General features: G+C 42.3%; 17 protein-coding genes and 1 pseudogene. 12 read left to right on the top strand and 6 right to left on the bottom strand.

Features of this window, described 5'->3' with window-relative positions; translation table 11 throughout:
- Positions 1 to 78 precede the first annotated feature (78 nt).
- The 5 genes from V5298_RS11460 to V5298_RS11480 all read left to right on the top strand — a co-directional run bounded on the left by V5298_RS11460 (position 79) and on the right by V5298_RS11480 (position 8,950).
- Complete coding sequence (locus V5298_RS11460) at positions 79 to 1,614, top strand: McrB family protein (RefSeq protein ID WP_332931587.1); 1,536 nt, start codon at positions 79 to 81, stop codon at positions 1,612 to 1,614.
- Positions 1,614 to 4,220, top strand: coding sequence for a DUF2357 domain-containing protein (locus tag V5298_RS11465; protein WP_332931588.1), 2,607 nt, complete (start codon positions 1,614 to 1,616; stop codon positions 4,218 to 4,220). The genes V5298_RS11460 and V5298_RS11465 overlap by 1 nt, the downstream gene beginning before the upstream one ends.
- 35 nt (positions 4,221 to 4,255) lie before the next feature.
- On the top strand, positions 4,256 to 7,342 hold the full coding sequence (locus V5298_RS11470; protein WP_332931589.1) for a type I restriction endonuclease subunit R: 3,087 nt from the start codon (positions 4,256 to 4,258) through the stop codon (positions 7,340 to 7,342).
- Complete coding sequence (locus tag V5298_RS11475; RefSeq protein WP_332931590.1) at positions 7,342 to 8,067, top strand: SprT family zinc-dependent metalloprotease; 726 nt, start codon at positions 7,342 to 7,344, stop codon at positions 8,065 to 8,067. The genes V5298_RS11470 and V5298_RS11475 overlap by 1 nt, the downstream gene beginning before the upstream one ends.
- Positions 8,068 to 8,290: 223 nt before the next feature.
- A complete protein-coding gene (locus V5298_RS11480; protein ID WP_416351172.1) occupies positions 8,291 to 8,950 on the top strand; it encodes a sterol desaturase family protein in 660 nt (219 codons plus the stop codon).
- A gap of 84 nt (positions 8,951 to 9,034) precedes the next feature.
- Here the strand turns inward: V5298_RS11480 and V5298_RS11485 are convergent, their stop codons facing one another.
- Complete coding sequence (locus tag V5298_RS11485; RefSeq protein ID WP_332931591.1) at positions 9,035 to 9,622, bottom strand: PEP-CTERM sorting domain-containing protein; 588 nt, start codon at positions 9,620 to 9,622, stop codon at positions 9,035 to 9,037.
- 313 nt (positions 9,623 to 9,935) lie between these two features.
- Between V5298_RS11485 and V5298_RS11490 the strand changes: the two genes are divergently transcribed.
- Positions 9,936 to 10,193, top strand: a complete 258-nt coding sequence (locus V5298_RS11490; protein ID WP_332931592.1) for a hypothetical protein — start codon at positions 9,936 to 9,938, stop codon at positions 10,191 to 10,193.
- On the opposite strand, the gene V5298_RS21050 is transcribed toward V5298_RS11490, so the two are convergent.
- Complete coding sequence (locus V5298_RS21050; RefSeq protein ID WP_416351171.1) at positions 10,105 to 10,308, bottom strand: prolyl oligopeptidase family serine peptidase; 204 nt, start codon at positions 10,306 to 10,308, stop codon at positions 10,105 to 10,107. The genes V5298_RS11490 and V5298_RS21050 overlap by 89 nt on opposite strands.
- A gap of 236 nt (positions 10,309 to 10,544) precedes the next feature.
- Here V5298_RS21050 and V5298_RS11495 point away from each other — a divergent pair, with 236 nt between their 5' ends.
- Entirely contained in the window at positions 10,545 to 10,760 is a 216-nt protein-coding gene (locus V5298_RS11495; RefSeq protein ID WP_332931593.1) for a hypothetical protein, read from the top strand.
- A 125-nt stretch (positions 10,761 to 10,885) separates the two neighbouring features.
- Here the strand turns inward: V5298_RS11495 and V5298_RS11500 are convergent, their stop codons facing one another.
- A complete protein-coding gene (locus tag V5298_RS11500; RefSeq protein WP_332931594.1) occupies positions 10,886 to 14,071 on the bottom strand; it encodes a response regulator in 3,186 nt (1,061 codons plus the stop codon).
- A gap of 393 nt (positions 14,072 to 14,464) precedes the next feature.
- On the bottom strand, positions 14,465 to 15,154 hold the full coding sequence (locus V5298_RS11505; RefSeq protein ID WP_332931595.1) for a YafY family protein: 690 nt from the start codon (positions 15,152 to 15,154) through the stop codon (positions 14,465 to 14,467).
- 129 nt (positions 15,155 to 15,283) lie between these two features.
- Here V5298_RS11505 and V5298_RS11510 point away from each other — a divergent pair, with 129 nt between their 5' ends.
- Positions 15,284 to 15,670 carry a VOC family protein gene (locus V5298_RS11510; protein WP_332931596.1) on the top strand — a complete coding sequence of 129 codons (387 nt, stop codon included), beginning with the start codon at positions 15,284 to 15,286 and terminating at the stop codon, positions 15,668 to 15,670.
- A 453-nt stretch (positions 15,671 to 16,123) separates the two neighbouring features.
- A complete protein-coding gene (locus tag V5298_RS11515; RefSeq protein ID WP_332931597.1) occupies positions 16,124 to 17,932 on the top strand; it encodes a hypothetical protein in 1,809 nt (602 codons plus the stop codon).
- Between the two features lie 197 nt (positions 17,933 to 18,129).
- Here V5298_RS11515 and V5298_RS11520 read toward each other — a convergent pair whose 3' ends face one another.
- Both V5298_RS11520 and V5298_RS11525 read right to left on the bottom strand, forming a co-directional pair.
- A complete protein-coding gene (locus tag V5298_RS11520; RefSeq protein WP_332931598.1) occupies positions 18,130 to 19,149 on the bottom strand; it encodes a rhomboid family intramembrane serine protease in 1,020 nt (339 codons plus the stop codon).
- 516 nt (positions 19,150 to 19,665) lie between these two features.
- Complete coding sequence (locus V5298_RS11525) at positions 19,666 to 21,039, bottom strand: serine hydrolase domain-containing protein (protein WP_332931599.1); 1,374 nt, start codon at positions 21,037 to 21,039, stop codon at positions 19,666 to 19,668.
- Positions 21,040 to 21,505: 466 nt separating this feature from the next.
- On the opposite strand from V5298_RS11525, the gene V5298_RS11530 reads away from it, so the two are divergent.
- The 3 genes and pseudogenes from V5298_RS11530 to V5298_RS11540 form a co-directional block, all read left to right on the top strand.
- Positions 21,506 to 23,056, top strand: coding sequence for a flavin monoamine oxidase family protein (locus tag V5298_RS11530; RefSeq protein ID WP_332931600.1), 1,551 nt, complete (start codon positions 21,506 to 21,508; stop codon positions 23,054 to 23,056).
- Between the two features lie 3 nt (positions 23,057 to 23,059).
- On the top strand, positions 23,060 to 23,461 hold the full coding sequence (locus V5298_RS11535; RefSeq protein WP_332931601.1) for a cytochrome c: 402 nt from the start codon (positions 23,060 to 23,062) through the stop codon (positions 23,459 to 23,461).
- 15 nt (positions 23,462 to 23,476) lie between these two features.
- Positions 23,477 to 23,723 (top strand): annotated as a pseudogene (locus V5298_RS11540) (hypothetical protein); the annotation flags it as partial.

Here is a 23,723-nt window from a genome sequence, read left to right on the forward strand (position 1 = left end):
CTGAAATTAAAAAGTATCTAGCAACTTGGCGTTTAAAAAAAACAAATAGAAGAGTCGATAGCTTGGCTCAATAACCGTTTGGAAAACACTAAATCTGATTCGGAGGAACTGCAGAAGCAATTAGAGCAGCTCCGTACGTCAAAGGAGTTAGAAGTTGCGAGCTACGACAGAGAAATTATCAGGAGAGAGAATAAATTGCTTAAACTGAATCGCTTCATTGAACAGAGAACGGAGTTATTAACTAAACTCGAGCTGCTCGATTTGCCACAAGGTGGGTTAGCTGAAAATTCACCGACAGAAAGAACAGGTCATGATTTTTCTGAAGTCTTTGGCTCTGATGTAAGTGCTGTCGTGGCTTATATTCAGGTTTATTTGAAAGAGAAGGGCATCTATTACTCGCGCAACGTACTCGAGACTTTCTATGCCCTATTGATGAGTAACGATCTAATTATTCTCGCAGGTGATTCTGGTTCAGGTAAAACCAATTTGGTTAAGTCTTTTGCTGATGCAATCGGCGGAAAATCAGTTATTGTGCCAGTAAAGCCGAACTGGACGAGTTCGGAAGATTTGATTGGGTACTATAACCCGTTAGAAAAAAAGTACCTTTCTACACAGTTTCTAGATGCCATTATTGAAGCGAGTAAAAACCCTGAAATTCCTTATTTAATTTGTTTGGATGAGATGAATTTAGCACGTGTTGAGTATTATTTCGCTGACTTTTTAAGTCTATTGGAAGAGCGTGAGTCGCAGCCTGAATTACGTCTGTATTCTGAAGCGGAAAGCACACATCTAGTAAGTGAGTGCAGAATGTTTCTGTCCTTAGTCGATGAAGCTACATCAAACAGTGAGTCTATTAATAGCTTCGTGGACATTTTGAAAAATGAAGAGTTTAATGAAAAACTTCATAAACTCTGTGGCTTTCAGGATGGGAGTTCACTGTTAAAATATCATTCGCAGTTACGCAAAAATCTAGGCAGCTACCTTTCGACCCCATCGAGCTTGGTTATTCCACCTAACGTAAGGTTTATTGGCGCCATTAACGTTGATGAAACCACTCATTATCTTTCACCTAAAATCCTTGATCGCGCTCATATCATCAAGTTTTCAAGTTCTTTACTCAGTAAGTGGGACGATATAGAAGCTGAATTCGAAGATACGGAGCTGGATATTAATTTATCAGTTACATTGAGTCCTGCTGATCTTAATTTTAGGACATCATATCCTCGATTCGATCGTGAAGATAAGTTAGTCAAATCTTTGTTGTTTATAGCCGAAGAATATCTGGAGCCTCTCGGTATAGAGTTTGGCTTACGAAGTGTTAGGCAAGCAAGAGAATTTGCTAAGCATGCAGAAAAATTTGATGCCAGCTATGAACAGATTTTGAACAGTCTGGTGCTACATAAAATTTTGCCAAAAATGATGTTTGATGGTGAAAAAGAATTAAGCGAGGATTACGCAAAAAAGGAGCTGCTAAGTGAGTTCCGAGACTATCTTGGGTCTGAGCTCGATAGCCTGAAAAGCAAAAAGGGAATTGATTACAGCGTAGCTGAACTTGATAGAGTTATTGCTAACGCCAAAGCCAATGACTGGGTAGTTAACTACTGGTCTCGCTAATGGCTGATTTTGAAGTTAGATACCTCGATATTAGTTGGAAAAGCCCGGGCACGGTGAAAAAGCTGATTGCAAGCAATGATGCAATAGAATTAATTGACGATGCAGACGGTTACAGCGTTGACACGGTTACCTTTCCAAAATCTTTCAAATATGTAGGCATACGCTTTACAGACGAGAAAAATGTCCAGCCTGCAACGATATTAGCTGACGGCAGCCGTAAACCTCTAACGCCGCTAAAAGAGCCGGGCAGTGAAAATGTTTGGTGGGTACAACTCGATGATTGGACATCTTTTAAAGATTTATCGGGTGGGTATTACTACAGTAGTCTTTATCGTACGGCAGGTAAGAGTAAGGTCAAACTCACAGATGAAATTGTCACGATAAACAATCATACGGTCAATTTCAGTGCCGATGAACTGGAATACTTTCTAAAAGATTTTAAAAACGACTTATGGCTATTGATTCTTGACCAATCTAGTTCGCTAACTTCCAAGGTAGAAAGCAAAGGAGCGGACTTATTTGAGCTATCGAACTTAGAATATTTAGCTGACTTTATCGACGGTGTTGAAAAAATAATAAAGAAACCAACCATCGAGTTGATTGAAAAATCCGGTAAGGTTAGTCGTAGACGAGTGCGGCCTTTACCAACTACCTTCAGAGAAACTATCTCACAACCTCATGCTAGGCAGCTGACCAGCCGAGTCAGTGTTGAAAGTTACGATACTAACGAGAATCGTTACGTCGCCTATTGTGTAACCCGAATGCGGTATCTGCTCAAAAATATGCACAAAGTCGTTATAACTCAGAGAAACCTCTATAAGCGAAGATTAGAGCAAGAGGAAGTAAGGCTAGAGGAGCTAGCAGAGCAAAAAACTAAAAAAGTAGATCAGAGAGTATTGCAGAGCGAAATTAATACACTGAAAGGTCAGCTTTCGAATATTCAGTTTGAGTTAGGTAGAAGCAATAGGTTGCTTGAACAGGCTCTTGTTATCGAACCTTCAGATGAGTTTCAAGATGAATGTTTCGGTCTTGTTCATAGAAGTTATGAGCTCATCATTGGCGATAGATTTGCAAATCAAGACAACTGTTTTTTTGTTAATTATATTGACGGTCGAGATATTAAGCGTGAATCCGGCGCACACTATGTAAATGTTAAATTACCCTTAAATCCTAATATAGATGGCGCTTCAGAAAGGATAGCAAAATCAAAAATTTTAATATCTGGATTATGTGAAAGGAAAAAAGTGGGTTTAGCAACTAGCAAATTCTGTTTCCAAATAACTTTTTATCGGGTTGATTCAATCAAATTATGCTCTCAAGCTGAGGAAAAATTATCTGCTGAAATAATTAGTCTTGAGAGACAAGAGAAAGCATTAGCCCAGCAAGATTGGGTAATCCCACTAGACAAACAGGAAGTCTTAGATATTCAAAAGGAGTGTGAGATTCTGAAAAAGCGTTGCGAGAGTTTCGGTGACCTGTATGAACGCACATCAAATTGGCTTAAATCTCTTCCTGTGCTTGAACAACGTCTCAATAAACTATTTCGCTTCTTTAACAAACATACGTCGAAAATGGTGACCGTTTGCCCTAATACGATGACCTTTGTTCAAAACCCTCATTATGCCAAAGCAAAGGCAAGCTACAAGTATTTTAAAGACAATAGCGGTGTGACAGATAGCTTTCTTGATGAAATGCTGAAAATTGATGAGATAGGCCTCGTAAATGTAGCGAATCTTTATGAACGTTGGTGTTTACTACAAATTCTAAAAATCCTGTCTCAGACGTATGGGTTCAAGCCTGAAAGAGAATGGAAATCGAAATTATTGTGCGCCGTATCGCGTAATAGTTATAACATTGAACTCAATATGGAGTGTGAGGAAAGGCAACAGCGCATTATTCTTACTTACGAAAAGCAATTAAAAAATGGTAAGCGACCAGATTTTGTTATCGACTTCTTCTGCCCTGAATATGTCGAACCATCAAACTCAAATAGTTTGTGGACGACCCGGGGGGAGAAGAAATATCGCTTAGTACTCGATGCTAAGTTCAGGGGAGAAGAAACAGAAGACACATTAGCGGCAATAGTAGATGATCTAAGACTAAACAAGGATTATTCAGAAGGCGATAGCAATCCTGTGTTTATCATTCATCCCGTTAGAAAAGCAATCGATAATCCAACGTCTCCCTTGGAGTGGGGAGAGAATTGTAATTATGGACAGACTAATGCTCACAAATATGGGTCTATTTTCTTATCTCCTTCGATAGATAGCTACCGGTCAGCAGAGCATCTTCAGAGACTTCTTGGACTGTTTCTTCAACCTAAGGGCGTTATACTTTCTAATCCATGGAGCACTGGTAATGTTGCTTGGCATAACATGAGCTGTATTGGATGTGGTCAACCCATGGTAGAAAAGTATTCGCCCACTAAACGTGGTAAGCCAAGATGGGAGCTAACATGTTCAGCATGTTCGTTACTAACGATTAAAACGGTATGCAGAAAATGCTCTAAACCTTTATTTAAGAATGGTTTAAAGTGGACATATCATCGTACAAGGGCAACTCAAACGTCCAATGTCGTGTGCCCGTCTTGTGAAGAATTTTTATAAAAATTTGAAGCTGGATGATTTATTAAAGGATTATTATGAGCCAAGTCGGTCAAAAAGAAAAAGAAACTCAAAAACGTGTTGTTGCCTTCTTCTCTGAAGAGCTTGAATACGATTATTTGGGCGATTGGACAGATCGTGAAAATCGTAATATTGAGGCATCTCTTCTAGAGATTTGGCTTAAAAGGCGAAATATTGATACATCGCTGATATCCCGTGCACTACATGAATTAGGCAAGGCGGCAGCGCTTGGCGAAGGTAAAAGCTTGTATGAAGCTAATAAAGAAATCTATCGGTTACTTCGTTACGGCGTAAAGGTAAAAGGTGGGGCTGGCGAACAGTTTCAGACAGTGTGGTTGATAGATTGGAAGAATCCTCAGGCAAACGACTTTGCGATTGCTGAAGAAGTCTCGATAAAGGGGCCAAATACCAAACGCCCTGATATTGTGATTTATGTAAACGGGATCGCGTTGGGCGTTCTCGAACTAAAACGTTCGTTTGTAGATGTGAGTGAAGGCATTCGTCAGAATCTGGATAATCAGAAAAAGAGCTTTATTCGTAATTTCTTCACCACTATGCAACTAGTGATGGCCGGCAATGACACGCAAGGATTGCGCTACGGCACTATCGAAACACCCGAAAAATATTATCTTGAGTGGAAAGAAAAAGGGGGAGAACCATACCCTCATAAACTTGATAATGACCTTTTCCGTCTTTGCAGCAAATCACGTTTTTTACAGATTATCCACGACTTCATTGTATTTGATAAAGGCGTAAAGAAAACTTGTAGGCATAATCAGTTCTTTGGGATACAGGCTGCTAAACAACATATCGATGCTCGACAAGGCGGAATCATCTGGCATACGCAAGGCTCAGGTAAAAGCCTTACAATGGTGTGGCTGGCAAAGTGGATCAGGGAAAATGTTTCTAATGCTCGTGTTCTCATAATAACAGACAGAACCGAGCTTGATGAGCAGATTGAGGGCGTATTTTATGGTGTGGATGAAGAAATCTATCGAAGTAAAAGTGGGGCAGATCTCGTATCTACTATAAATCAAACTAATCCTTGGTTACTGTGTTCATTAGTGCATAAATTCGGCCGCCAAAGTGACAATGAAGACGAGAGTACACAGGACTTCATCGCTTCTTTGCGTTCTGCATTACCAGACAATTTTGCACCCAAAGGTAATTTGTTTGTTTTCGTGGATGAGTGTCACCGTACTCAATCCGGCAAACTCCACCAAGCCATGAAATCGATTCTACCGGATGCCATGTTCATTGGTTTTACTGGTACGCCGCTAATGAAGAAAGACAAGGCTCGCTCAGTAGAAATCTTCGGGCCGTATATTCATACTTACAAATTTGATGAAGCGGTGGCTGATGGTGTCGTGCTTGACTTGCGCTATGAAGCCAGAGATATCGATCAGGCAATATCTTCACATAAGAAAGTCGACCAGTGGTTTGAAGCAAAAACAAGCGGTATGTCGAATATCGCTAAAACCCAGTTGAAGCAGAAATGGGGATCCATGCAGAAGCTTCTATCCTCTCGTTCGCGACTGGAACAGATCGTAAGCGATATATTGTTGGATATGGATACAAAACCTCGTCTTAAGGAAGGGCGGGGTAATGCTATGCTCGTCTGTGCTAGCGTGCATCAAGCTTGTGCAGTTTATGACATGTTCGTAAAGACGGAGTTGGCTGGTAAATGCGCTATAGTAACAAGCTATCAACCCACAAGTGCGAGTATTAAGGGCGAGACTACAGGTGAAGGTCTCACTGAAAAGCTCTTCAAATATGAAGTTTACCGGAAGATGCTAGCAGAATATTTCGAAAAGCCGGAAGACGAAGCAGCAAAACTAGTTGAAGAGTTCGAAAAACAAGTGAAACAAAAGTTTATCAAAGAGCCCGGTCAAATGCGGCTCTTGATAGTTGTTGATAAATTACTAACGGGCTTTGATGCGCCGTCGGCAACGTATTTGTATATTGATAAGCAAATGGCAGATCACAATCTATTCCAAGCCATCTGTCGAGTAAACCGTCTCGACACTGAGGATAAAGATGTCGGGTATATTGTTGACTATAAAGATCTTTTTAAAAGCTTAGATAAAGCGATTATTGATTATACCGGTGAGGCTTTCGATAGTTACGATAGTGAAGACGTTAAGGGCTTATTGAAAGACAGACTCACCGAGGCTAGGGCTGAATTAGAAACAGCGTTAGAAATGGTGAGAGGGCTGTGTGAGCCGGTTAAAGCACCTAAGGAAACGCAGGATTATTTGATTTATTTTTGCGGATCATCCGGTGATAACTCCGACGAACTTTTCGAAAAGGAAAACTTGAGACTGACGCTTTACAAAGCGGTTGCTAAGCTTATCCGTAATTTTGGGAATCTCGCAAATGAGATGGTAAAAGCCGGTTATACCTCTCAACAAACTGAGAAAATTCGTCAGGAAGTTTTGCACTTTGAAACAGTAAGAAACGAAGTTAAGGTCGCTAGTAAAGATAGTGTCAATATGAAGCAGTATGAGCCAGCGATGCGCTTTTTACTCGATACTTACGTCAGAGCGAAGCCCAGCGAACAACTTGTCGAAATTGAAGATTTGGGTTTAGTTGATCTCATTATTAAAAAAGGAGCAGAAGCGCTTGATGACTTGCCTGAAGGGATTAAAGAGAGTCAGGAAAATATGGCTGAAACAATCGAGAATAACGTTCGTAGGACTATTGTTGATGAGAATCCGGTAAACCCGAAATATTATGAGCAAATGTCTACACTGCTGGCAGAGCTTATTAATCTCCGGAAGCAGAAGGCCATTGAATATCAGGACTACTTAGAGAAGATAATCGCGTTAGCTAAAATGGTAAAAGTGCCTTCTGATGCTGATGATAAGTATCCTTCAAGCATGGACACGCAAGCAAAGAAAGCTTTCTATGATAACTTCGGTAAAAACGAGTCACTTGTAACAATGTTAGATAGGACTATTCGAGAAACCAAAAAAGCCGACTGGATAGGAGATCGGTTTAAAGAGCGCGAAATAGCACGAGCGGTCGCTGATACAGCGGCAGATTATGACATTAACGTCACTGATGTCATTGAACTTGCAAAAAAACAGAAAGATTATCAGTAATGACCGATGTTTCGGAGTTGAAAATAGGTGAGTTAAGTTTCGCACTACATAGAAAACCAATTAAGAACCTTCACATCAATGTTTTACCACCTGATGGAAGGGTGAGAGTTTCAGTTCCTACAGCCATGACTGATACTGCAATTAGGACCGCTGTAGTATCAAAGCTTGCTTGGATAAAGAAACAACAGAGAGACTTTGCCGAGCAGCCTCGTCAGTCACCTCGCGAGTTTATCGATGGTGAGGCCCATTTTCTTTGGGGGCAAAAATATCGCTTACGCATAATCAGTGTCAGCAAAAAAGCTGAAGTACAGGGTGTAAAGAATCGACGATTACAGGCAGCTATTACTGAAGAAATGTCTCTTGAAGACAAACAAACTCTGTTTGATGCGTTTTATAAAACGGAAACCCAGAAAGCGCTGTGCTCTCTAATTGATAGTTGGAGTCAGCGCGTTGGCCGAGCTCCGTCATCAGTAACTGTGCGGAGAATGAAAACGAAGTGGGGCAGCTGCAACACAGATTCAAAACGCATCATCATCAACTCTGAACTAGCCAAAAAGCCTTTCGAGTGCCTTGAGTATATTGTGGCTCACGAGTTTGTGCATCTCCTAGAACGGCATCACAACGAACGCTTTATAGCTCATATGGATAAGTTAATGCCCAACTGGAGGGAGCGGTGTGATCTTTTGAACAGTTTGCCGCTTGCGCATGAAGACTGGCAATACTAGCTTTTATAGTCTTGAGTGCTGATGGCTGGGAACACAGTGGATTAAACTAATTTGGCTTTTTCGAGGTTGAGGCATAGTCCATCTACCTGACCGAATGAAACACAAATTTAGTGTAGTTCAGCCTAGGGAATTGATCATTTTTATCATGGGTGTCTTTCTTTTTAAAGAGTTTAGTGTAAACCTAGCGTTGGCCTTAACCCATCAAGCTAGCGACATTTTGTTGATGCTAGCGCTGATGCCATTTTTTTATTGGTTGCACGCGACGTTCGCTATTTTCACAATTGAATTGACAGTACTAACGGTTATTTTTGCGTTCATTTTTCAAGATTTTCTATACTATTGGTTTCATCGTGCCAGCCATCAATGTAACTGGTTATGGGCTGCACATGTTGTGCACCACAGTTCAACCAATATGAATTTTTCTACGGCTATGCGGCAAAGCCTTTTTTATCCCATTGTGGGTATGTGGGTGTTTTGGTTGCCGCTGATTATTTTAGGCTATACACCTCAGTTAGTGCTGGCAATTGTTGCTTTGAACTTAGCTTTTCAATTTTTTGTACATACAGAACTAGGGCCTGAATTCAGAGTGCTGGGTAAGGTATTTAATACTCCGGTACATCATTGTCTTCATCATGCTAAGAACCCACAATACGTCGATAAAAACTACGCTGGTGTACTTATCATCTGGGACAAAGCTTTTGGAACCTTTGTGAAGAGCAATGGTGAGTCACCTAGCTATGGGGTGACAGATCGTGAATATGCGGTTTCGTTTTTTGATGTGGTGTTCACACCTTGGCGCATCTTAGTTAGCAATCTGCAAAAACAAAAAAGTGCCACTGCAGCCATTAAATTACTGTTTAATAAACCCGGTAATTTAAAATAGCCCCTAAGTCGGAACAACCATCACTTCCTAGCAGACATAAAAAGGCCCCGATAATAAATCGAGGCCTTTAAAACTCTATATCGATTACGCGTTAAATCTTTTTCTACCGACTAACACAAGTAGACCTAAGCTAAGCAAAAGAATCGATGCTGGAGCAGGTACTGCAACAGAACCAGATTGTGTTTCTATCTGAAATTGTGCCTGAGTTAAATTGAAATTAAATACGTCGTTACCACTTCCGACATCATAACTAACTGAAACACTATTTCCTGTAAAAGATAATATTTCAGGAATACCTAAATCTGTAAGGTTACCCGATATCCATGACAAACCAGTAATCACTTCACCGGCATCAAAAATGATATTCGAGATTGAAGCAGTAAAAGTCTCAAAATCAAGATCATCTTGTGAATTTAGGGTAATAATATTTGTCGTTGGGTCTAAATCGATGAATACCAACCCCCCATTCCAGTTATCAGGATTGCTTACAAAATTAGCACCTGTTAATTCGTCACCAGCACCGACTGTTGCGTTAAGGTTTTCATAAACCAAAGGTCCGAATGAACCGCAGCAATAAGGAAGGTCACTTTCTGTGCGAAAATCACCAGAAATAATAGTGGCATTTGCAACACCTGTGAAAAGTAACGCGATAACACATAGAAATTTATTCATGATTTAGATTCTCAATTAATGACACAATGCACGTCAATAAGCAAATTTCAGGCCAAAAATACAACTCATTGATTTAGTTAAACTTTTAAAAAAATAATTAATTACAATCTTAAATAAAGTAAACCAATGTAAAATAAGCTGACAAAGTAAAAACAAAGGGGGCAGAGTTAATTATTCGTTCATTTAGATTTTCTAATCCGCTAATTCTGCCCTCTGCCGCATAGTTAAAATAAACTAAAAAGCGCATAATGGCGTATATTAGCTAATTAACTCTGCCCCCATTTTTGCTGACCCCATTTTTGAAAGGTTTGTCATGAAAAATTTATTTCTTATCGTTACGTTGTTATTAACCGGTTGTGCCAGTACGCAAGACTTATCTGTTTTCTTATTTACAAATTCTGATGTGCAATCGCTGTTAAATCAACAACTACCAAATTTAAGTCAAGAAGTTAAAGTGCTAGGCCTACCCGTACAATTGAATATCAACGATTTAGGGGTAGATATCGGGCCTGATAGCGCTGTCCTTGACGATGCCATTCTTTACCAAATTCGCTTCCGCCTCGAATGTTAGCGATAACGTAGTTTCCACCCGCTTCTATCCATGCGGCCTGTGCATCTGAAAACCGAGGCATTATACTTTGAGAAAAACCTCCATAACCATATAATATAGTTGGTCGAGGCCCCATCTTATGAAACCCTTTGGCACCTAATATTGATATTGGAAAGCGAGTACCATCTTTAGAAGTTACCCAGTATTGTTTTACCTCAAATTTATCACTGTCAAAAGGAACCTTGGATTCGGTGTAAAGACTAGATTTTTTCTCCTTAACATTAAACTCAAAGGTTTTTCTTCCAGTTAAAAATGTTTCAGTTCCAAAATAAAGTACCTCAGAATTTTTATGGCTCGATAGTCTAGTTACTTGTGAGTGATCAGGGACAGGTCAAGGTATTTGATAAAGAAACTCTCCTTCAGGTGAAAATACATGCAACTTATGTTGTACATTTTGTAGAAAAGCTCAGTGAAGCCCTAGGTGTTGATATTAGCGCGGGCGGTGTGCGTAGCATTTGGCTAAGAAACAATATGAATACCACCGCATTGCGAGTCGAAAAATCTAATGCTCTGGCTGAATCGGCATAAAAGATAGCCAGTTTAGCAACTGGCTGATATGCTATTTACGACAAAATCGTTCGGTAATTAGACCGACATAATCCCTTGGTAATCACACTTATTCAACTCATTCATGCACTGTATTTACCCTGGGGTCACTTTTCAGCGCCATTTATGGGTAACCACTGCGTTAATATTTGCTGTAACTTACTCGACTCAACCGGCTTTGAAATAAAGTCGTTCATACCTACCGCCAGGCATTTGTCTTTATCCCCTTGCATCGCATTGGCTGTCATGGCCACGATAGTAATATTGCTATTGAGTACCTTTGAGTCGGGAGCACGAATTTTACGGGTGGCTTCAAAACCATCCATTACCGGCATTTGGCAATCCATTAATACTAGGTCGTAGGGTAGGTTTTCTAATGCCACGAGTGCTTCCTGACCATTGGCGGCCACATCTGAGCGTATGCCAAACTGATCTAGGAGTGACTGGGCTACAACTTGATTAATAATGTTGTCTTCTACGACGAGTGCACGTGCGTTTAATTGCGGTTTTTTGTTGGCACTATAAGCGGTAAGAAGTGGCGCATTGTCTGATAATAGCCCGGCTACTTGCATCAAAGAAGTACGCAAAATAAACTGATCAACGGGTTTGGTTAGGTATGCACTATAGCCGACTTCTTTAAATTTTCGGCCGTCACCTCTTTGCCCTTGTGATGTGAGCATCATCAGGTGGGTATGGGCCAATTCAGGCGTACTTTTAATCATCTTACCTAACTGCGCTCCGTCCATATCCGGCATTTGCATATCGATGATCGCAATAGTAAATGGTTGTTTCTGCTCCACAGCAAGCATAAGCCTTTCGAGGGCTTGTTCAGCATTGGGCACTAAGGTGTGGTCAACGTGCCAATTTGTCAATAAATAACCTAGTAATCTACGGTTGGTTAAGTTGTCGTCTACCACTAATATTTTTTGGCCATCAAGATCGGTTTCAGGCTGAACTACGTTAGGCTTTTGTCCATTCTCAAGGTCAAGGGTAAACCAGAATGTCGAGCCTTTACCTATTTCACTCTTAACTCCGATTTCTCCGCCCAAAAGCTCTACCAGCTGCTTGCTTATTGCCAAACCAAGACCTGTACCTCCATACCTTCTCGTGGTGCTACCATCTGCTTGACTAAACCTTTCGAAAAGCCGAGATTGTTGTTCGGGGGCTAAACCTATGCCGGTATCGACAACTTCAATCAGCACCTTTGTGCGTGATCCTGTTTGTTGTTGCACGCTGTAATGTACTGCGACTTCCCCCACTTCGGTGAACTTAATGGCATTACTTACCAAGTTATTAAGGATCTGTCTTATACGCCCAGGATCAGCCTTGTACCATTGATGTAATACAGGAGTAGCGGGGCAAATTAGCTCTAACCCCTTTTCTTCAGCTTTCACCGCGATGCTACTGCCAAATTCGTGCAGCAACCTACTCATATCAAATTCAATCGATTCGATTTCTAACATGCCCGCTTCAACCTTAGAGAAGTCGAGTATGTCATTAATGATGGTCATTAATGATTTGGCACTGCTTTCTATTATGCTGGTGAATTCTTGTTGCTCTTTGCTTAAAGGGGTCTCTAATAAAAGGTGGGTCATGCCTATTACCCCATTCATTGGGGTGCGGATCTCGTGACTCATATTAGCCACAAATTCACTTTTGGCCATGTTGGCTTGTTCCGCCGACAACCTAGCCTGGTTCAGGGCGTCTTTTGCTAGCTGGCGCTCGGTGACGTCGCGTGTTACCCCAACAAAATGTTTAGCATTGTTAATTTTTAATTCGCTTACCCCTAATTCCATGGGGAAAGTAGAACCATCTTTGCGTTGTCCAATGACGACTCGTTCCAGGCCGATGAGTTTTTTTTCATCGGTTCGCAGGTGGTGACCCAGGTAGTCGTCATGCTCGCTATGATAGGGCTCCGGCATTAGTATTTTAACGTTGTGTCCGATGACTTCTGATTCGTGATAACCAAAGATTTTGCTGGCTGCAGGGTTGAAGGATTCGATAATCCCTCGCTGATTGATAGTGATAATGCCGTCGACAATATTATCGATCACTGCAGAAAGACGTTGGGTTTGCAGTGCTACTTCATCATTTAACTGTTTAGTGGTGCTTTGTTGGTTTTCCACAAAGCTATTAATGCCTTGGTACAAGGTTCTAATTTCATCTTTTACCGAGTGGGTATCGAGGCGTACGGTCAAATCCCCAGCCTTTACACGTTCATAAACATTGGCCATGGTGACTACCGGGGTTAGGATCTTTCGCGATAGAAACCAGATAATAAAGCCAATGGCCAATATGCCTACCGACAAACTAAACAACAACATGGTTTGAAGTGACGAGGTGAAATCCTCAAAAACTAGGTGTTCTGGAATATGGAATACTAATACCCAATATCGCTGTTTATCATGGGGTGAGAAAAAGATTTTTTCGAAACCCTCCAACTCTTTATCTTCTTTATCGTAACGAATAAACGAATCTTGGTTGAGAATGGTTTTCGCCATAAAAGGCTCGTCATTGCTTAAGGTGAGCTCAGTACCTAAGTCAAAACCAAAGGTTTTAGACTGGTCGTTGCTGTAAATATAGTACCCTTGGTCGTTGACGATTTCTCGGTGTACGCCTGAGTTAGCTGGCGCCACTTCTTGGAAAAGTTGTTCGGTGGATAAATTAAGAATTAATAGGCCCGATAACCCCCCTGAATCGCCATATACCGGAGTGGCAATTCTAAGCACTGGAAGGTGTGGCTGTTGGATCACGCCATATTCTCTGTTTAGGTTCACATCCGAGTAATAGATTTCACCGCTTGCTAATTTCAGCGTCTCCACGACGTAGGTTGAGTCGGCCTTATTTTGCAAATTTTTATCGGGCACTATGCTTATATCGCCGTTGTTCGAACGTTGGACGCGAACCAGTTCAGTGCCGTCGATATTTATAAAACGCATTTGTAAATATTCTGGATGGTTGTGGACAAAAGCGCGCAAGATAACTGCCAAGCGCTCACGCCACACGTCTAGCGAGTCTGCACTAATTGGGTCAATACCTTGGTTATTTATGGCTCTTATAATGGATTGAATAGGGGGAACATCGCGCAGAGTTAGTAGGTTTTGACTGTGATTGTTAAGGGCGATTTCAATCGCTCGTATGATGACGATGGATTTACTTTTTTCTATTTCTAATACGTTGGTTTCAGCAATGCTTCTAGACTGCCAATTATTGGTATAGCTGATTATTATAAGCGCTAAGGCTATCAACCCACCCAATACTGATGTTGTTTTAGCCCTAAGTCCAAATGTCATACTTTTCTCTATCCATGGGCTATCAGTAAATCCTAAGTAGTAAATTAGGTCGGCAGTCGTTTGACTGTAGCTATTCAGGATAGATGACTGGCACGCAGTTTTAAACAAACTTTAGTCTAATAATCATCATCGGTTTACTTAAATTTAATCAGTAAAACGATAGTGGCCTAAATTTCTCAGTCGTCGTTAACTTATCGACGGGGTATAACATTATTCTTAGTTCGGAAAAATGGGGTCTCCAAGAAACTGGAGAAAATCATGTTTACGCATTTTGGATGGATGGTTTAAGCATAGCGTAAATAAGGTGAGCTAGAAAACTTTAAAGGGAGAATAAATTCACAGGTGAACGGTGGTTTGGATGAAAAAGTTACTCTCTCTTTGTATACCAAGCTTTTACACCTCATCCTGATTCACTTGTTTCAAATAGGCCGCTAAGCATTTGTCTTTTTCATCAGTGAAGTGGCTAGGTAGCGCGGCAAAATGAGATATTCTGTCTAATCGGAAATTTCGAAATTCATGGCGCAATTCACACCAACCGGCCAATAGCCAAATTGGGCTGAACGAAATAAGGGCAATGGGGCGAATGGTTCTTTTTGTCTTGTTGTTATTTAAATCCTGATAGCAAAAGCTCACCCGTTGTTTACGTCTAATACACTCTCTGAGTTCAGTAAATTCAACATTCCAGGGAATTTTGTAGTGACTGGGAGCAGAAAAAGTACTTATCTGATGCAATTCGGTTAGCAAAGGGGCGGGCAAGGTAGCCTGAATTTTAAGGTAGGCACTTTTCGCTTTTGCCGCGAATTTATCGTCTGTCCAATTGCTGACCATACCAATCCCCAAGGCTATCGCCTCTAATTCGTCAGCATCAAACATAATCGGCGGCAGGTGGTATTTTTTATCCATGACATAACCGACGCCAGCTTCGCCCATTATGGGCACGCCAGAATCGATGAGATCTTGAATGTCTCGGTAGATGGTACGAAGGCTTACCTCAAATGCATCTGCTAGGGTTTGTGCCGTTATCGCATGGTGCATTCTTCGTAAATGATGAACGATATCATTCAACCTTTCAGCTTTACGCATTGTGGTTTGTCCGCTAGCCAGTCATTTTTTCATTGTGGGTAAACACTACTGACACTAACTGTCAGTAGTCAACGTCTAGTATGAATTTGCACCAACAAACATTATCTAACGGCAAGAAAGGAGAACCCCATGATTGGCTATATAACCCTTGGAACGGCAGATTTAGAAAAAGCGGCGGCATTTTACGACGCCCTGCTCGGTACTATTGGCGCTACCCGCTTTATGGAAGAGCCCGATTACTTTATTGCGTGGTCTAAAGATGAAGACCAAGCGGCTCTGTCTGTGACTAAACCCTTTGATCAAAAACCAGCCACCGTAGGCAATGGTGTAATGGTGGGTATATACCTTGACACACCTGAACAGGTAAACGCCTTTTACGACAAAGCCATTGAACTTGGTGCCACGTGTGAAGGTAAGCCAGGGTTTCGTCCCCAAGAGGCTACCTCTGGTTTTTACGCAGGCTATTTCAGAGATTTAGACGGCAACAAATTAAATGCATTTTGCATGGTTGAGTAGGTAACGCTTCAACATCCTAGACAGATTTTTAAAAGGGGGAGACGGCTGCCTATCAAGCTGCAAATCCACGCTCTGAATTAGGTGAAATGTTAAGAGCCGGCGATACGTCAATTGATAGATCTGTCGCTAATCTTTTAGCGATGGCCGTCAACCTGTCTCATAGAAATGAAACGATTTGACAAACATATTAAGTTATCTTATTTGAAACATTGACCAAATGGATTTTCTGGCCCACAGTGACTAGGTAGCAACTATCTCCCCCGTATAAATAGTTAAAACGCCACCACTGGTCATCTCTATTACCAGTATAAAAAGCTCACCTGGCGCTATTGCAGTGCGACGTTAAACAATAATTTGACGCTATTGACAGTATTCCAAACCACTAATTGGGTTAATAACAATCGAATGTTGGCGGGGGCATTAATGGAATAACCTAACCCGAAGGAAGACTTAGTGATGAATGTTTTGTATTTTAGTTGTGCCAGAAACCTTACCCAACCCCAATGGTGGTTAAAAACCTGTCTTAAGCTAAAGATAGGCATAGTGTTTACTACTTTGATGATACTGGGCGGCTGTGGCGGTAATAGCAATAGCAGTACGCGTATCAAACCTGAACAGCCCACAGCGTTAGCCTTAGCGGAAAGCAACTGGCGACAACCGCTGTTTAGTGGGTTAGGGGAGGTAAACTTTCCGATCACCACCAACTCAGAGATTGCACAGCAGTACTTTAACCAAGGACTTGCATTGTCGTATGCGTTTAATCATGCGGCAGCAGATTTCGCCTTTAACGAGGCAACCATTTATGATCCTGACTGCGCCATGTGCTATTGGGGCAGTGCGCTAGTGCTAGGCCCGAATGTAAACGCCCCCATGTTCCCAGACAATGCTAATCGCGCCTTTAGTTTGGCGACATTAGCAAAAAAACTGAGCGAGAACGTTAGCACTAAGGAGCGCATGCTCATCGATGCGTTGCAGCAGCGATATTTAGCCATAGAACCAGCAGACAGAAGCTCGCTTAATGAAGCATACGCCGATAGCATGCGCGATGTAATGAACGCCTTTCCTGACGATGCGGATATTACCGCGCTTACTGCCGAGTCGATGATGGATGTGCATCCTTGGGACTTTTGGGACGCAGAAGGCGTTACTCGCCCTTGGACAAAAGAAATAACCGACACTATCGAAACCGCGTTGGCACTTGATAAAGAGCACATTGGCGCGATACACCTATACATTCATGCTGTAGAGCAATCAACAAACCCAGAACGGGCTGAGCACTATGCAGACACGCTGGCCGACCTTGCTCCGGCCGCCGGACACTTGGTGCATATGCCAGCGCATATATACATGCGAGTGGGTCGCTACTACGATGCCACGCTAATTAACATGCAAGCCGCGGCAGCAGATAGTGAATTTATTCAAGCTTGTCGGTCGAATAGTCCCATCTATCTTGCTGGATACATTCCCCATAATTGGCATTTTGGCTGGGTAACTGCGGCTATTAGTGGCTGGAAAAGCAAAGCCTATGAGCTAGCGGAAGGTACCGCAGCGTCGTTAAGTGAAGAATTGCTTCGGGCCCCAGGTATGGCAGTCGCCCAACATTATTATTCCCAGCCACTTTACGCAAAAGTGAGGTTTGCCGATTGGCAAGGAATACTGGATACCGCGCAGCCAGCGCAAGATCTTCTCTACGCACGGGGGATCTGGCACTACGCCAGAGGGCAGGCGTATATTGGCCTTAACGCACCAGCAAAAGCCCAGCAAGAATTAACGCAATTAGCCGCGCTACGCAGCGTGCCCGAAGTACAATCCCTCATGTTTTTTAATCGCGAAGGTGCCCCGGTCTTACTAGAAATCGCAGAGACCGTCCTTAAAAGTTCAATTGCAACACATGCAGGCGAACTACAAGAGGCGATATCACTGTTAAAGGCAGCCGTGAAAATGGAAGATTCTTTGCCTTATACAGAACCACCAGAATGGTACTTCCCGGTACGCCACGCGCTAGGCGCCATACAAATTTCAGTGGGTGAGTTTGCGGCCGCCGAAGCGACTTATCAACGCGACCTTGAGATTATGGTCGATAATGGCTGGGCCTTGCGCGGACTGGCCGAAGCGTTAAGGTTGCAAGGTAAAACTGACGAGGCAAAAGTAGTACAGCGCCGATTTGAGCATGCCTGGCAACACGCCGAGATTGATATCTCCGGCTCCATGGTTTCTGCAAATGATACGGTACTAACGGCGGCGAATCGCCATTTAGAATAAGCGTGAGCGATGGTCGTCAGCGCCCCCCAGCATGCAAATTAAATTGTAGTCGTGTGATGTACAAAGCAAGCTGCAAGTCTAATTCCCAAGCGACTTTGTCCCACGGTATTAGCGGTTGTAGCTTGTTTTGAGAACGACCATTTGCGCTGAAATGATCGGAACAAGAAAGCTCCCAATCCTGTAATGAGATGAAGTCATTATAAAGGCACAGGCTGATCAGCGGGGCTAGCAGTGCTTTGGTAAACTAATCCATAGCTTAATAGACCAAAGATAAAACCACTGATATGGGCTGTGTGACTTGTTATGGAATGCTGGAGTAGGTAGGGTGAAATTAGCGTAAAAACTGCTAATCCAAGAAGTGAAAATACAATATTAAATTGTTTTTTTGCAAAGCTATAGTAGCAGATTGCATAGGCAAGGATCCCATAACTGCCACCGGATACGCCCACTAAGGCATCGTTTTTAGTTGCTATACCAAGGTAGATACTGGTGTTCACAGCATAAGTCACAATATGTGAAAATATTGCGCCCAGAATAAAAATCCCAAATAGCTGTTTAGGCGTGGTGATATTTCTTGCTGTGGATGGCGATGAGGCCAGGCTGGGGATGGATGAAACAAAGAGTAGGGTGGCGGTTAAATTTAATAGCCAATGTTTAATATCAAGATGAATAAAAGGACCGATGATAAACCGCCAGATGGAAGACACTTCGATGGCAGGATAGTAATTACCTAGGGTGATGATCACATTCTCCGTGCTACCTAATAGCTGACATCCCAAATATTGTAGTGCCCCTATGATAAAAAATAGAGGCAGGTAGATAAGCAAATTTTTCCTAAATGATTGGTGTAAATTAAAACAAAATTCCGCGCGGTGCTGGCAGTGTTTAAGGGTTAATATATTTAACAATGCATCTATTGAGACAATAAAAAACAGGCTGATATAAACGAGGAGTTGGTTAATGTTCGCCTTGGGTTCTATAAGAAAAAAATAGCCACAAATCACCATTAAGGCGAGTAAAAATAGGCCATAGTTTTTTATTGTTGTTTGTCTATAGGCGGCAAAAATATCACCGCCAATTGTTGAGTGGTAGGGGGGTAAAACAAATTGACCATCACTATCTTCCACTAACCAAGCATCAATGGGGCGCCATTTTTTTATAAATGTTGTTAGGTCGGTTATTTCAACTGCGGGGTGGTGAGGTTTTTTCTGTCTCATAGGTGTAAACCTGTGGTGTAACAAGAAGGGCATTCTGCTCTTACATTTTATTTTCAATAAGTGCACAAAAACCAGTACTAACACCACTCATGTGATGTTAGATATTATTGTTGCTGAGTTTATGTAAGTTAACTACTGGACTAAATATGGTTTTTTGCGGAGATTATACAGTGAAGTAGTTGCTTGCTATAGGGAAAGGCATTATCTATAAGCGTAGGGCGCGTAAATATTTCTAGCGAGGCAGTTGAGGGGAATCCGACGCTTTATCATAAATGGTGACTTGATTGCGGCCATTCGCAGGAAGGCGTATCCGAAGGCTAGAAGATGAGAAGCACGCGGAACGAGTAGCTGAAGCCTACAAAAGCATGCCGAATACAATGACGCTTAGGCATCAAACTGTGGAGCATCCCTTTGATACGATTAAACAATGGGCAGGAACACCTTAAGACAAGGCGCCGACGTATAACGATGTGATTTTCTACATCTGACTTCGGTCAAAGAAAATTAACATAACTATTATTGCTGGCGTTTGAATTCATATTTACCACCGCCTTGGCTGAGAACAAACCCGTTTGAATGACTGGATGCGTCATTAGGTTCGTCGAAGTTGATAACGATACCAGCAGGATCAAAGCGAAATTCTGTTTCTGAGTATGGTGTCAGTGGAAGGGCGCCTTGTCCCTCTGCTTGACTCATCAAGCTTCCATTTTCAACCCAGAAGTGAATTTTAATAGGGACTTGTGTACTCGCAAATTGCCCTTCGAATGCGCTCAAAAATTTTTCACTTAACACTATCGGTTTTGCAGAAAAGTCGGGAATATCGATTGAAAGGCCATACATAGTTTTTAGCACGGCAATCAACACATCGTTAAAGTTATAGTTTACCGCATTGCTTAGTACAGTTATGTTTAGCCCGTCTTCCGTATTGTAACCAGCGGCGGAGACAAATCCGTCAATACCACCAAAATGTCCGTAAAATTGCTTCTCGCCAAACGGGGCCGCAGTCATACCTAACCCATAACCATCCTCAAGCTGCATCATGGCTTTTAACGAGTCTGTTGATATCAGTTTACCTTCAAATAAAGCAGTAAAAAACCGATTGGTATCTTTTGCACTCGAAACAATCGCGCCTGCGCCATGAGGCACACTCATATGGGTTTCAGGCTGTTTCACCCAATGTCCGTTGTAGCGATATGACGAGGCCTCATTTTCCTCAATTTCAATGCTATTGCCGTAATAGGTGCTATTCAGATTTAACGGTTGCGCAATGTTCTTTGCAATGACTTCTTTCAACGGCTTGCCGTACAGCGACTCAATGATAAAGCCTAAAAGCGCGTAATTGGAGTTGGAATACTTATGTTGACTACCGGGGCTAAACAGGGGCTGATATCCTCGGATCCGTGAAACAAGCTGCGCTTCTGTTTGCGGCGTTGTCATAAAATTCATGTAATCAGGGTCATCGGTATAACTAAATATCCCTGAACGGTGACTCAACAAATGCTTAATGTTGATTTGCGCTGCGTTGGGGATGGCAGGAAAGAACTGGCTTAGCTTCGTATCCAAACTGAGCTTATTTTTTTCGATAAGCTGCATTATCAGAACCGCTGTGAATGTCTTACTTACTGAGCCAATGCGAAAACGTGTTTGAGCAGAGATAGGAACATTGTCTTCAACCGACGCCAGACCCGCGTAGTGCTCATAGCGTGGAACACCATGCTGTGTTACATACACCGCCGTCATAATTTTATTGTTGTCACTAAGGGTTGTTAAATAGGTATCTAGGTCTGCTTGATGCGGGTCAAAACTTTGCGCAGCAGTGGGGAATGTGAATAGTATGGCTGCGAATTTTGCCCAAAATACCATTAATCTCAATGTCGTCATACTTTCCATTTTATGTCCCTGAGCTGGTATCCAGAATGTATTTATTCCTACTGCGCCATACTATGACTTCGATAAGCAAAATGCGACCAAAATTCATCAAGCTGAAGCGCAAAACTAGAGCTTGAAATAGTATGGGGCCTAGCAACATGCCGAGATTGATATCTCTGGCTCCATCGTTTCTGCAAATAATATGATGCTAACGGCTAACTAAATAATGTTTTGTTAAATTAGAAATGGTTAATGCGATAAAAAGTCACATGCTCTGCACTTAAATTGTGAGTTTACGTTAATGACAAGATAACGATGGTGGCGAGTCGCCATGAAAAAGCCTCAATTTGTCATCTTAACGCATAATATCTGCCTCTCGACGGCTTTTTGCCATTCTGGCACGCTCAATGTTTACCCATTGAGCAGTATTAAATAATAAATATCGAGGTATAGGTTGACTGCGCATAGTATTAATCGGCGCCAGCTGTTGAGCTGGATTGGAAAAACGGCGGGCGTTAGCGCAATGTATCAGGCGATGAGCTCCCTTGGGTTTGCTGCAGAATCACAGCCCATGAGTCACCTCAATTTTTCGGGAGCGCCGAAAGGTGCCAGTGTATTGATTTTAGGGGCGGGTTTAGCCGGTATGGCGGCGGCTTACGAATTAAGTCAAGCTGGCTATAAAGTAAAAATATTGGAATATAATGGCAGAGCCGGTGGACGTTGCTGGACGCTGCGAGGTGGTGATACCTTCACTGAATTAGGTGGAGAAAAGCAAACCTGCGAGTTCAGTGATGGCAATTATATTAACCCTGGCCCTTGGCGAATTCCTCATGATCACCACCATGTCATGGAATATTGTAATAAATTTGGTGTTGCGCTAGAGCCATTTTGCCAATTGAATTACAACGCCTATTTACATTCAACCAAAGCCTTTGATGGCAAGCCTCAGCGTTATCGTCATATTCAAGCTGATTACCAAGGCTACATTTCTGAAATGCTGGGAAAAGTGGTTAAGCAAGGCGCGTTAGATGATGAATTAACCTTAGAAGATCGTGAAAAACTGTTCGAATCGTTACGATCCTTTGCCGCGCTTGACGAGAATGGCGCATATAAAAAGTCTTCTGAAACAAGTATGCGACGTGGCTTTGCAATAGCTCCTCCCGGTGGTTTGGGGCCGAGTACCCAATACAGCGAACCTTTGGACCGAACGGCGCTACTGCAATCGGAATTGTGGGAGCATATTTCAAAAGGTCAGGAATTACATCATATGAGTACTATCTTTCAGCCAGTAGGCGGCATGGATAGTATTGCAAAAGCGTTTGCGCAGCGTGTGGGGCAGTTTATTGAATACAACGCCAAAGTCACCCATATTGATCAAAACGATACAGGTGTATCTGCAACTTATACAGTGAATGGCGAAGAAAAAGTCGCGAGTGCCGATTGGTGTGTGTGTACCATTCCGTTGTCCATATTGAGTCAAATCCCTATGAAGGTAGGTAGTGCTATGCAAATGGCAATTCGGGCCGTACCTTACGATGCGTCAATAAAAATAGGGTTGGAATTCAAACGACGTTTTTGGGAACAGGACGACACTATATACGGCGGGCTGAGCTACACTGATTTGCCAATTTCACAAATTAGCTATCCCAGTTCTAACTTTGGAAGCAAAGGCCCCGGTGTTCTTTTAGGGGCGTATACCTATGGCCCGAATGCCTACGAATTTACTTCTTTACCTCCAGCACAAAGAATAAAACAAGCCGTAAAATACGGAGCGCAACTTCATCCACAATACACCAAAGAATTTGCCAACGGCATTAGCGTCGGTTGGCACCGCGTGCCATGGACACTCGGTTGTTACGGAATGTGGACCGAAGAAACGCGCAAAGCACATTACGAAGATCTGTGTAATATTGATGGTCGCATTGTTCTGGCAGGTGAACATGCTTCTTACTTACCTGCATGGCAAGAAGGTGCTTTATCTTCTGCCCGAGATGCAATTCAACGGTTACACAATAAAATTGTTAGCATTGGAGCATAAGTTATGAATATTAAACGCTTTGTTTCGGCAACAATCGTTATGTGTAGCGCAATGGTTTGTGCACAAGTCAGCGCTAAAGAAGAGCCCATATTTTCACCTACTAGGGTATTTGTACAACAAGAGGGAGAACATATTTATCGAGCTTTGTGCCAAGGTTGTCATATGCCAAATGGTGAAGGTGCTGTGGGGGCTGGCCAATATCCAGCATTGGCGAAAAACCCTAAACTAGTGACGCCACATTATGCTATTTTTATGGTAAGTAAAGGGCAGGGCGGCATGCCGGCCTTTAATCAGATGCTTACCGATGAGCAAATTGCTGAAGTCGTGAATTTTGTGCGAGCAAGTTTTGGCAATAACCATACCGATAAAATAACAGCTAAAGATGTAGCCCCATTTTCTAATTAATAGTAGGAACACGCGATGAAAAACTTTGCAATTGCCTCTCTTTTAGGTGCCGCTTTACTCAATATTACGGGCTGTAATGATGCCACTGCGGAACAACCTAAAGCTGAGGCCGCTATTCGTCATGGCTTAATTGGCTCTGACTTCCCAATATCCCGTGCGGTAGAAATTCCCGCCTCTTCAACGATTGTCTATTTAAGTGGTTCCGTGCCAGGGGTGCTAAACCCAGATGCGCCAAAAGGTTCTATTGAAGCGTATGGTGATA

This window comes from Alteromonas sp. 14N.309.X.WAT.G.H12 (assembly GCF_036697315.1).
Taxonomy (GTDB): Bacteria; Pseudomonadota; Gammaproteobacteria; order Enterobacterales; family Alteromonadaceae; genus Alteromonas.